This window comes from Aeromonas sp. 603404, assembly GCF_049171775.1.
In the GTDB taxonomy this organism is placed as follows: Bacteria; Pseudomonadota; Gammaproteobacteria; order Enterobacterales; family Aeromonadaceae; genus Aeromonas; species Aeromonas veronii_A.
This window is the reverse complement of sequence record NZ_JAAKPE010000025.1, coordinates 1-10494: the sequence shown is the minus strand read 5'-3', so window position 1 is coordinate 10494 and position 10494 is coordinate 1. Positions and strand designations below refer to the sequence as shown.

General features: G+C 58.2%; 10 protein-coding genes and 1 tRNA gene. 6 read left to right on the top strand and 5 right to left on the bottom strand.

Features of this window, described 5'->3' with window-relative positions; translation table 11 throughout:
* Positions 1-656: 656 nt before the first annotated feature.
* Positions 657-744, bottom strand: a tRNA-Ser gene (locus tag G5306_RS20340).
* Between the two features lie 197 nt (positions 745-941).
* Between G5306_RS20340 and G5306_RS20335 the strand changes: the two genes are divergently transcribed.
* Both G5306_RS20335 and G5306_RS20330 read left to right on the top strand, forming a co-directional pair.
* Positions 942-1691 carry a DsbA family protein gene (locus G5306_RS20335; protein WP_005340211.1) on the top strand — a complete coding sequence of 250 codons (750 nt, stop codon included), beginning with the start codon at positions 942-944 and terminating at the stop codon, positions 1689-1691.
* A gap of 296 nt (positions 1692-1987) precedes the next feature.
* Positions 1988-2890, top strand: coding sequence for a sulfite exporter TauE/SafE family protein (locus G5306_RS20330; RefSeq protein WP_164536000.1), 903 nt, complete (start codon positions 1988-1990; stop codon positions 2888-2890).
* On the opposite strand, the gene G5306_RS20325 is transcribed toward G5306_RS20330, so the two are convergent.
* Entirely contained in the window at positions 2805-3620 is an 816-nt protein-coding gene (locus tag G5306_RS20325; RefSeq protein ID WP_204384978.1) for a hypothetical protein, read from the bottom strand. The genes G5306_RS20330 and G5306_RS20325 overlap by 86 nt on opposite strands.
* A gap of 217 nt (positions 3621-3837) precedes the next feature.
* Positions 3838-5124: a glutamate-1-semialdehyde 2,1-aminomutase gene (gene hemL / locus G5306_RS20320; RefSeq protein ID WP_421313602.1), complete on the bottom strand. Its 1287-nt coding sequence runs from the start codon at positions 5122-5124 to the stop codon at positions 3838-3840.
* A gap of 244 nt (positions 5125-5368) precedes the next feature.
* On the opposite strand from hemL, the gene clcA reads away from it, so the two are divergent.
* The 3 genes from clcA (at position 5369) to erpA (ending at position 7982) form a co-directional block, all read left to right on the top strand.
* Positions 5369-6757 (top strand): H(+)/Cl(-) exchange transporter ClcA, encoded by a 1389-nt coding sequence (gene clcA, locus G5306_RS20315; protein ID WP_421259025.1) that lies wholly within the window; start codon positions 5369-5371, stop codon positions 6755-6757.
* A gap of 91 nt (positions 6758-6848) precedes the next feature.
* Positions 6849-7544 (top strand): DUF6776 family protein, encoded by a 696-nt coding sequence (locus tag G5306_RS20310; RefSeq protein WP_005343032.1) that lies wholly within the window; start codon positions 6849-6851, stop codon positions 7542-7544.
* A gap of 87 nt (positions 7545-7631) precedes the next feature.
* A complete protein-coding gene (erpA, locus tag G5306_RS20305) occupies positions 7632-7982 on the top strand; it encodes an iron-sulfur cluster insertion protein ErpA (protein WP_005340225.1) in 351 nt (116 codons plus the stop codon).
* A gap of 138 nt (positions 7983-8120) precedes the next feature.
* Here the strand turns inward: erpA and nhaC are convergent, their stop codons facing one another.
* Positions 8121-9530: a Na+/H+ antiporter NhaC gene (nhaC, locus tag G5306_RS20300; protein ID WP_421259024.1), complete on the bottom strand. Its 1410-nt coding sequence runs from the start codon at positions 9528-9530 to the stop codon at positions 8121-8123.
* Between the two features lie 301 nt (positions 9531-9831).
* Here nhaC and G5306_RS20295 point away from each other — a divergent pair, with 301 nt between their 5' ends.
* The gene (locus G5306_RS20295; protein ID WP_005357820.1) at positions 9832-10041 is read left to right on the top strand and encodes a hypothetical protein; all 210 of its coding nucleotides are present in this window, start codon (positions 9832-9834) and stop codon (positions 10039-10041) included.
* Here the strand turns inward: G5306_RS20295 and G5306_RS20290 are convergent.
* Positions 10036-10308, bottom strand: a complete 273-nt coding sequence (locus G5306_RS20290; RefSeq protein WP_005343036.1) for a late competence development ComFB family protein — start codon at positions 10306-10308, stop codon at positions 10036-10038. The genes G5306_RS20295 and G5306_RS20290 overlap by 6 nt on opposite strands.
* Positions 10309-10494 lie beyond the last annotated feature (186 nt).

Sequence of the window (10494 nt, the reverse complement as noted above, 5' to 3'; positions counted from 1 at the left end):
GTAGCGCCGATGGTAGTGTGGCATTCGCCATGCGAGAGTAGGACACTGCCAGGCACCCAATACAAGAAACCCCGCTCATCGAGCGGGGTTTTTTATTGCCTGCAATTCAGCACGTCGCCTTATCTCCCTTCCTCTGTTTTTATCCTTACTCACCGCTGCTTTCTGGTTCCACAAATAGCTTGATGTTCCGCTTGGTACTCTTTCTTCACTGAACCGCTGGGTACTGTATGGTGGCTCTGGCGTAGTCATTACCCACGAATTCTATGCTCGCCTGTACGCTATGATCTCTTGCTTGCGTTCTTTCCTGGGCATCTGCGTCTTGTGTTAGCTGAAGTCTTTCTTTTTGAGCCCTCTGCATGGTCCATGACTTTGTTAATCGCCCACTGACGTTATGCCAGAGAGTGTGTTGGCTGTGCTAACACGCAGGCGCAGTGGTTGCTGCTTTGGGTCGTTGTTGTTTGGGGTAATGGGAAGGGATATCCGCAGGAGCGCAGAGGTTCGATGTTGGTAGGTGATCTTGTGGCAGCTATTTAGCTCGCAGGTGAGAAGCTCAAGAAAGGAGTTGAAGAAGACTAATGTGTTGAGATCTATGAGGAGTGGCAAATCGCAGGCAAACAAAAAGCCCACGCAACATGGTTGCATGGGCTCGGTATGAATGGCGGAGGAGGTGGGATTTGAACCCACGGATGGTCGCCCATCGCCGGTTTTCAAGACCGGTGCATTCAGCCGCTCTGCCACCCCTCCGCAGCAGTGCGGCGAATATTACCATGCTGATCCGGCTTGTAAATCCCTGCCCGGTTTGATTGCTGGTTAATTGTGCGAAATGACATGAAAAAGTGGCAATCAGGGCCCATCAAGCTCTTTTTTGGCCAGATAACTTGACTTGAAAACAGACTCAACCACTATAGTGGCCTCTATCATATCCTCTGCAAGATAACGTTATGACTATTAAAAATGCCCTGTTTTGCGCGCTGGCTGGCGTGACCCTGCTGGCGACGCCGGTACATGCAAGCGAGCTGACCAAAAGCGATGTCGAGCAAATCGTTCGCGACTATCTGGTCAAGAATCCCGAGATCCTGGTCGAGATGTCCAATGCCCTGCGTGCCAAGCAGGAGAGCCAGCAGGCCGAGAGTGACAAGGCGCTGATCAAGGCTCACTCCAAGCAGCTTTATGCCAATCAGGATCCCGAGATGGGGAATCCGAAGGCATCTCTGACCATTGTGGAGTTTTTCGATTACAACTGCGGTTACTGCAAGCGGGCCCATCCGCTGGTCAAGCAGCTGATGGCGGAAGATAAAGATATCCGTTACATCTACAAGCAGTTCCCCATTCTGAGCGAGTCCTCCTACTTCGCCGCCCGCGCTGCGCTGGCGGTGCAACTGGGTCAGCCTGACAAGTACCAGGCGTTCCACGAGAAGCTCTATAGCCATCAGGGCCCGCTCGCTGATGAAGCACAGGTCAAGCAGTTGGCTGTGGCGGCCGGTGTGGACTGGAGCAAGGTGGAAGCCAAGATCAAGGATGGCAGCATCGACCAGAACCTCGGTACCAACCGTGCTCTGGCTGAAGCGCTCGGTATCTCCGGTACCCCGGCCTTCATCATCGGTGATCAGATCCTGCGCGGTGCTCCCCGTGATCTGGCCAGCCTGAAGGGGTTTATCAAGGACGTGCGTGCCGGCAAGAGCATTCAATAAGCGGTTGTCATGGTCGAGGGCCCAGCGCCCCGGCCAGATACAGAAAGAGGGTCGGTATCACTACCGGCCCTCTTTTTTATTATGTCCTTTGGCACAAGTGGTCGTCGCGAAAGGACCATAACAACGTGCTCAGGACCCGGCCTGTTGGCCTCAGTAACAAGTATTAGCAGAGTCGTTCGGAGTCTATTGATAAATATTTCGCCTCGCAGAGGTGTGTCGTGTGCATTGCTTAATTCCGGTCAAGATTTTTTCTGCTGCTTGCCTTAGAATCGCCGCCCGTTGCAGGAGAAACCCCTATGTTAGTTGATATTTTACGGCTGGTTTTTATAGCCGGAGGCCTCGTATTCATCTTTATGCTGGTGCAAGCCTGCTGGCGGAAGAAGCAGAGTGGATCCTTTGAGGAGACCCCCTTCTGGCCGGTGGCGTTGATCGGTGGGGTTGCCAACTTCCTCGATACCCTGGGGGTGGGCAGCTTTGCGGTAAAGACCGCCTGCTACAAGCAGTTCAAGCTGATCGATGACCGGGTGCTGCCGGGTACCCTCAATGGGCAGTGTGTGCTGCCGACCGTGACTCAGTCGCTGATCTTCGTCGGCGCAGTAGCGGTGGAGCCGCTGACGCTGATCAGCATGATGATGGCCGCCGCAGCTGGCGCAGCCTGGGGCGCTCGTCATGTGGCTTCGTTTGATCGGCAGACCATCCGGCTGGTGATGGCCATTTCCTTACTGGTCGTCGCAGGGCTTATCTTTGCCGGTCTGCTGGGTCTTTTCCCTGTAGGCGGCGATGCGATGGGGCTCAGCGGCTACAAGTTGGCGATCGCCCTGCTTGGCAATTTCATCTTCGGGGTGCTGATGAATGTCGGTATCGGCCTGTTTGCCCCCTGCATGACGTTGGTTTATCTGCTGGGGATGAATCCGCTGGCGGCGTTTCCCATTATGATGGGCTCCACCGCCGTGCTTAGCGTCTTCTCCGCAGGCACCTTTATCCGCAAAGGGGCGTTCGATGCCAAGGCGGTGCTGGCGGTAGCCATCTTCGGTCCCATCGGTGTGGTGCTGGCCGCCATGCTGGTCAAATCCATGGATATGGAGATGCTGAAGTGGCTGGTTGCCTTTATCGTCATCTATACCTCCTGGACCATGTACGCCTCCTGGCGGGCGACGCGTCGCTCCCCTGTGCAGTTGACGGTGGAGAGCGCAGGCTAGCCTGTACCAGTGCCGCTTCGGCCTTGGCCCCCAGAAAGACATAGAGGCCCAGCGCCAGCAGCAAACCCACCGCGCACCCCATCACTCCGACCGCTGGCCAGAGCAGCTCGTTCTGGCCGAGCGAACCTTTGAACAGCAGCAACAGCCCCTCGATGGAGACCGCGATCAGAATGGCGGCGATAAAGCGGGTGATGGTGCGGCGAATAGCGCTGTGGCGGAAGATATCCTTATGCAGCAGTACCTCCTCTTCCAGAATGGTCTTGCCCAGATCGAACACCGCCAGTGCCAGCGTCAGAAAGATGATGGCGCTAAAGGCGCCGAGCTGGTTCTGCTGCTCGCCGCACAATAGCTGGTAAAGCTGCTCCAGCCCGTGCCAGATGAGCGTTGCGACGATGAGAAACAGCGCCATGCTGAGCACCACATAGACCGCCTTGAACCAGGGCATGGCGCGGCGGCGCTCCCTGTCTCCCATCAACCAACCAATCAGTTGATTCAGACAGACAGTGATCTCTCGTCCTTGCCCCTGCACGATGAGGTGCAGCCGGTTATGGGCGGCCGGTGCCGCAGGCTGGATGCACATCGGCCCCTGATAGTGGTCAATGCTGATGACAAAGGGATACCCCTTGAGCGAGACAAGGGGGGCGCTGAGCAGCCCCTGCAGTAGCGGGGTCAGCTCCTCCTGATACTCCTGATAGCGCCGCAGCACATCGATGGGGCTCATCTCTGCCATATGGACCTCGGTGACGTGGGCTCTTGTGGTGAATGTGCAAATAGTGGGCCTGCTTTATGACAGGGATGGCAGGGTTAGTTGCACCAGAGGATGACAAATTGGTCAGTGACGAAGAGGGAATGCACCAGAACTGGGCGTATCGATGCCCTGTCTGGTGATGAAGGTACTGCAATAGAAAAGGGCCCGTGACGGGCCCTTTGCGACAACCAGCGGCGATTTAGCCAGCCAGCTTGGCGAAGCTGCGCTCAGCGGCAGCCAGGGTATGTTCGATCTCCTTGTCGCCGTGAGCCAGAGACAGGAAGCCCGCCTCGTAGGCGCTCGGCGCCAGATAGACGCCCTCTTCCAGCATTAGATGGTAGAAGCGCTTGAAGCGTTCCATATCGCAGCGAGTGACCTGCTCGTAGCGAGTGATTTCGTTCTCTTCGGTGAAGAAGAAGCCGAACATGCCGCCCACATAGTTGATGGCGAGCGGGATGCCGTGCTTGGCGGCGGCCGCTTTCAGTCCCTCGGCAACCCGCGCAGTCTTGGCGCTCAGCTGCTCATAGAGGCCCGGCTCCAGCAGCAGATCCAGCATGGTCAGACCGGCAGCCATGGCTACCGGGTTACCGGAGAGAGTTCCCGCCTGATAGACAGGGCCGGTCGGGGCGATGTGCTGCATCACCTTCTTCTTGCCGCCGAAGGCGCCCACCGGCATGCCGGCGCCGATGATCTTGCCAAGAGTGGTAAGATCTGGGTCGATGTTGTAGTGACCCTGAGCACCGCGCAAGGAGACGCGGAAGCCGGTCATCACCTCGTCCAGGATCAGCAGGGCACCGAACTCGTCACAGATGGCGCGCAGCCCTTCCAGGAAGCCGGGGACCGGCGGGATGCAGTTCATGTTGCCTGCGACCGGCTCGACGATGATACAGGCGATCTCGCTGCCGTACTGAGTGAAGGCTTCGCGCACCGACTCCAGATCGTTGAACACACAGGTCAGGGTGTGTTTGGCGAAATCGGCCGGAACGCCCGGGCTGTTGGGCTGACCCAGGGTCAGGGCGCCGGAACCGGCCTTGACCAGTAGGGAGTCGGCGTGGCCGTGGTAGCAGCCCTCGAATTTGACGATCTTGTCGCGGCCGGTGTAGCCACGAGCCAACCGGATAGCGCTCATGGTCGCTTCGGTGCCGGAGTTGACCATCCGCACCTGCTCCATGGAGGGGACGATCTGGCGTACCTTCTCGGCCATCAGCACTTCGATCTCGGTCGGCGCACCGTAGCTCAGCCCCTTCTCCACCGCTTTGATGACGGCGGCCTTGATGGCCGGGTGGTTGTGACCCAGCAGCATGGGGCCCCAGGAGCCGATGTAATCCACGTAGGCCTGACCATCCACATCATAGAGATAGGCGCCATCGGCGTTATCGATGAAGCGGGGCGTGCCGCCGACGCCATTGAAGGCGCGGACCGGTGAGTTGACGCCACCCGGAATGGTCTGGCGGGCCTGTTCAAACAGCTGATCTGATTTTGACATGGATCATCCTTAATGGGATTTTGGGCGTCACATAAGGGATTGCAGCCGATTGAGACTCGGCAGGCCGGGGCATGAGGAGTATGCTTTGCGCTCTCGCCACCCGGACTCTCGGTCTGCTCCCGTGACAAAAATTTAACGGGCCGACTATAGCAGAAAGCCCCAGCCCTGGGCAGCCGAGCAACGCGCCGGGTGATCCTGATCTCAGCTAGCTGACGATATGGTTTTTCCAGGTTGGTGTAACAAGATGGCGCAACAAGCTCTCTCCTTTGAAGCCGATACCTCTTCGCGGGGGCCGCTTTCCCGCATTATCCGGCAAGACAAGATGCCCTTGCTGGTTCTGTTGCTGGCGGCGCTGGTCGGTACCCTGGCCGGACTGGTGTGCGGTCTGTTCGAATCGGGTGTCCATTGGCTGGCAGAACAACGCATCGCCTTGCTGGCAGACCGTCCCTGGTGGCAGCTCGGTCTGCTTGGCTTTGGCTTCAGTGCCTTGCTGGGATTTGTCGGCTACTTCCTCACTCATACCTTTGCCCCCGAGGCAGGCGGTTCCGGCATTCCCGAGATCGAGGGGGCGATGGATGATCTGCGCCCGGTGCGGTGGTGGCGAGTGTTGCCGGTCAAGTTCTTCGGCGGCATCTGCACCCTGAGCTCCGGTATGGTGCTGGGGCGGGAGGGGCCCTCGGTGCAGATCGGCGGCAACCTCGGCAAGATGGTGGCGGATATCTTCCGGCTGCCCAAGGAACATGGCCATGCCCTGTTGGCCGCCGGTGCGGCGGGCGGTCTGGCTGCTGCCTTCAATGCGCCGCTGGCGGGCATCCTGTTCGTGATGGAGGAGATGCGACCGCAGTTTCGCTACTCCTTTCTGGCCATCAAGGCGGTGGGGATCTCCGCCATCATGGCGACACTGATGCTGCAGAACATGAAAGGTCAGGGGGCGGTGATCACTCTACCCCACTACGATGCGCCAGCCCTCAAGGCGCTCTGGTTGTTCCTCTTTATGGGGGCCACCTTCGGGGTGCTCGGTTTTGTCTTCAACAAGCTGGTGCTGGCCTGTCAGGATGGCTATCTGGCGCTGCATCAGAACAAACGCCACCGTTTCGTGGCCATCGGCATGCTGGTCGCCGGAACGTTTGGGGTGTTGTCGCTGTTTGCTCCTTCGGTGACGGGCGGCGGCACCGAGCTTATTCCTCATCTGATGGGGGATGAGTATGCGATGGCGACCCTGTTCCTCATTTTCTCGGTGCGGCTGGTTGCGACCCTCATCTGCTTCTGCTCCGGTGCCCCGGGCGGGGTGTTTGCGCCGACCCTGGCGCTGGGCACCCTGTTTGGCGTGGTGTTCGGCCATCTGTTTCATGCGGCGTTTCCGGAGCTTGGCATCGAGCCCGGCGCCTTTGCCATCGCCGGAATGGGGGCGCTGTTTGCTGCCACCGTGCGCGCCCCGATCACGGGTATCGTGCTGGTCACCGAGATGACCGACAACTATCAGCTGATCCTGCCGATGATGATTACCACGGTCGGGGCGACTCTGGTTGCCCAGTGGCTGGGTGGCCGACCGATCTATTCCCAGATCCTGGAGCGAACTTTACGGCTCGCCGCGCGTCAAAAGCGGGGTGATGGCAGCGCCACGGCCAGTTAATTTTTCCCTTTATCGCCTGTGACCCCGGTCAGGGCGGTATAGTGAAGGGAGAGGCGCTGCCGTAAATGGCGTGATAACGGGATGAGGGGCTATGTCCAATCTATTGAAGTTATTGGTCGTGTTAGCCGTTGGCGGGCTCATCGGTTACTTTGTCGGGAACCGTCAGGAGCTGGCCCAGAGCAGTCTGTTGGTGGTACAGCAGGAGACGCTGGATCGTCAGGGCAAGGCCATCGGCCAGCTCAAGACCGAATTGGGGGTGAAAGATACCCAGCTGGCGACCCAGAAAGCGGCCTTCGAGCAGTTGCAGACCACCCTGAAGAGTCAGGAGGCGCAGGTGCAGGAGCTCAAACGCCAGTTGGCCTTTTTCGAGCGGATCATGCGCCCCACCGGCGAACAGGTGGGGGTAGTGATCGACAACCTGACTCTGCAGGAGACCAGCATTCCCGGTCGCTACCACTATCGTCTCGCCCTGACCCAGCCCGCCAAGAAGCGGGAGCTGTTCCGTGGTCAGGTGCAGATCCGGGTCGAGGGGAGTCTGGCTGACAAGCCGAAGACGCTAACCGGTCGCGATCTCGGGATGAAGGTGAGCGAGTGGCGCTATGCCCTGCGTTATTTCCAGCTGCTGGAAGGGAACTGGCAGTTGCCGGAAGGCTTTGTGCCGGATCGGATCCGTGTCACCATCAACAAGGACGGCAGGCAGCCGGCGCAAGAGCTGCTGGTTGAGTGGGGTGAGGTGATCAAGCCGCTGGTCGCCGCGCCGCCCGCTCCGGTTCCCGCTGCCGGTTAAACGTGGTGAATACTTGAACTGAATGGTCGGGTATTGGATAATTTCGCGGTTTCCATGTTTGTGGATCTAATGGTTGTGAGGTCAGTAATGAGTGCAGTAGCAGAAGCCCCGCTGCCCATCCAGATGACGGATGCGGCGGCCAACAAGGTGAAGAACCTGATCACCGAGGAAGAGAATCCCGAGCTGAAGCTGCGGGTATACATCACGGGTGGGGGCTGCTCCGGTTTCCAGTATGGCTTTACCTTTGATGAGAAGATCAACGACGGGGACACCGTAGTCGAGAAGAATGGCGTCACCATGGTGATCGATCCCATGAGCCTGCAATATCTGGTAGGCGGCAGTGTGGATTACACCGAGGGTCTGGAAGGCTCACGCTTTACCGTGACCAACCCCAACGCCACCACGACCTGTGGCTGTGGCTCCAGCTTCTCCATCTGATCGGCATTATCGGTCTGATGAAACGGCTCTCGGCAACGAGGGCTGTTTTTGTTTGTGGTGATCAGTGTGCTCCATCAAACAGCATTTCTCTCAAACAACAAAGGCGCCTTGGTGGCGCCTTTGTTGTTTCAGGATGGCTTAGCGGGAGCTTGCCGCCGCGACCAGCGGGATCCGGTTCACTGCCTTGCCCATGTAGGCGAGGGTGATGGTCACAATGATGCAGGTGAAGCTCAGCCACATGTAAGGCAGGTAGTCGAGGGTTGCCACCCCCAGCACTCCGGCCATGAAGATGCCGTTGTCGCTCCAGGGCACCATGCCGCAGGTGAGGGTGCCGCCAAACTCGGCGTTGCGAGAGAGGTTCTTGCGCGCCAGTCCCAGTCGGTCGTAGTTCTTGGCCATGATCTTGGGAGTCAGGATCAGCGACACATACATGGCCGAGCCAAACACGTTGGCCAGAAACGCGGTACCGATGGTGTGGCTGGTCAGGCTGCCGACGCTGTTGATGCGCTTCTCGAAGGCGCTGGCGATCACTTCCAGAATGCCGACCTTCTCCAGCAGACCGCCAAACCCGAGACCGAAGATGATGACCGCGACCGAGCCCAGCATGGACTCCATGCCGCCGCGACCGAGAATGTTGTCGATAAAATCGATGCCGGAGGTGATGGCAAACGGATTATAAGCCGAGTGCATCGCCTTGACCGGATCCATGCCCTGGAAGGCGATGGCCCAGATCAGGCCCAGCAGGGCGCCGAAGCTGATCACCGGGAAGGCGGGCTTGCGATTGGCCAGCAGGCCCAGTACCAGCACCACCGGCACTATGGCCAGCGGAGTGATGTTGAACTGGTTGTCGAGGGCCTCCATCACCAGATTGACCTGCTCCAGGCTGACGTTGCCCGAATACTGCATGCCCACCACGGTGAACAGCACGGCGGTGATGACATAGGAGAGCAGGCTGATGGGCAGCATCCCCTTGATATGCTCCACCACGTCGACGTTGGACATGGTCGAAGCCAGCACTACTGAGTCGGAGAGCGGAGAGAGCTTGTCACCAAAATAGACGCCGGAGAGCACGGCACCGGCGACCAGCGGCGCAGGCACGCCGAGACTGTGGCCGATCCCCATCATGGCGATACCGGCGGTGGCGGCAGAGCCCCAGGAGGTGCCGGTGGCCAGCGAGGTCAGGGAGCAGATGATCAGGGTTGCCAGCAGGAAGATGGACGGGTGGATCACCTTGAGGCCGAAGTAGATGATGCTGGGGACTATGCCGCCAGCAATCCAGGTGCCGACCAGAGCACCGACGGAGACTAGGATCAGGATGGCCCCCATCCCCTTGGCAACGCCGTCAACGGCAGCCTGTTCCAGGGATTTGTAATCGTGGCCGAGTTTGATGCCAAGCCCCATGATGACGAACCAGGCGATGAACAACGCCAGCTGGATCGGCAGATCGAGCACGCTGGTGAACGAGAATGCCAGGGCCAGGAAAATGGCCAGACAGGCAAACACCTGTGCCATGCCCGGTAGTCGGATGTGGTTTTGTTGGTTTTGCATAGATACTTCCTAAACTCTTGCTCGCCAAGGTCACTCCCTCTCGTCCTGTGGATACATCGATCCCGAGGAGGCAACCCAAAAAGAGGCCGCAATCTACCACAAACCCGGCGGGTTAAAGCCCCATCAAATTGGCAAAAATGCACATTTGATTGAAAAAATCACAAATTAGTTGATCTCATAACCCGTTTTTGAGCGGCCTGTTGACACAAGGGGTTACATACGAAGCTTGCCTGTGACGCCACTTGCATCCCCATTAGATGAAGATGATAATTATTATCAATTGTTGATTGGGGAGAAAACAATGCGCTGGATATTGCGGGGGATGATGTTGCTGGTGGCGGTGGCCGTACTCGCATGGGGTCAGGATAAAGAGTACGGCACCTGGAGTGCCGGTTTTCTGCTGGCTGCCTGGGTGATGCTGGAGCCCGGATTGCGCCCCGCCTTGATCTTGCTGCCAGTGGCCGGGTTGACCGGTATCGTTACCCTGCTCTGGCAGCAGCCCTGGTTATGAACTTTTGACGGGAGCCTGCTTGATCTTCTGCTGTGCCACCTTGAGCGATTCGACCACCAGCTTCTCCATTTCGGTACGCTTGGCGTCGGTCAGGAAGTAGATCATGTCGACATTGTGGCGAATATAGTGGGCCGGAAGCTGGTTGAGGGTAAGGCAGCAGAGGTCGGCCATCTGATCGCTGTTGAGCTTTTGCTGCAGCCCCTGTTTCTCAATCTCCTTGAGCACCAGATGTTCGTAAAAGTTGTGAATGTCGGTATCCAGTATCATATGGGTTCCTTGGCATGACGATGAGCGGGGAGTCGTCAAAAGCATAGCCATAACAAGGAGTAAAAACAAAAGGCCCATCACTTTCGTGATGGGCCTTTTGCGTAATGAATGGTGCGAAGAGAGGGACTCGAACCCTCACATCCGTGGGACACTAACACCTGAAGCTAGCGCGTCTACCAATTCCGC

Excerpts from the sequence above, each read along its gene's own strand:
- G5306_RS20310 (WP_005343032.1), top strand. The coding sequence starts at position 6,849 with ATGTCCAATCTATTGAAGTTATTGGTCGTGTTAGCCGTTGGCGGGCTC.
- clcA (WP_421259025.1), top strand. The coding sequence starts at position 5,369 with ATGGCGCAACAAGCTCTCTCCTTTGAAGCCGATACCTCTTCGCGGGGG.
- G5306_RS20295 (WP_005357820.1), top strand. The coding sequence starts at position 9,832 with ATGCGCTGGATATTGCGGGGGATGATGTTGCTGGTGGCGGTGGCCGTA.
- hemL (WP_421313602.1), bottom strand. The coding sequence starts at position 5,124 with ATGTCAAAATCAGATCAGCTGTTTGAACAGGCCCGCCAGACCATTCCG.
- G5306_RS20330 (WP_164536000.1), top strand. The coding sequence starts at position 1,988 with ATGTTAGTTGATATTTTACGGCTGGTTTTTATAGCCGGAGGCCTCGTA.
- erpA (WP_005340225.1), top strand. The coding sequence starts at position 7,632 with ATGAGTGCAGTAGCAGAAGCCCCGCTGCCCATCCAGATGACGGATGCG.
- G5306_RS20325 (WP_204384978.1), bottom strand. The coding sequence starts at position 3,620 with ATGGCAGAGATGAGCCCCATCGATGTGCTGCGGCGCTATCAGGAGTAT.
- nhaC (WP_421259024.1), bottom strand. The coding sequence starts at position 9,530 with ATGCAAAACCAACAAAACCACATCCGACTACCGGGCATGGCACAGGTG.
- G5306_RS20335 (WP_005340211.1), top strand. The coding sequence starts at position 942 with ATGACTATTAAAAATGCCCTGTTTTGCGCGCTGGCTGGCGTGACCCTG.
- G5306_RS20290 (WP_005343036.1), bottom strand. The coding sequence starts at position 10,308 with ATGATACTGGATACCGACATTCACAACTTTTACGAACATCTGGTGCTC.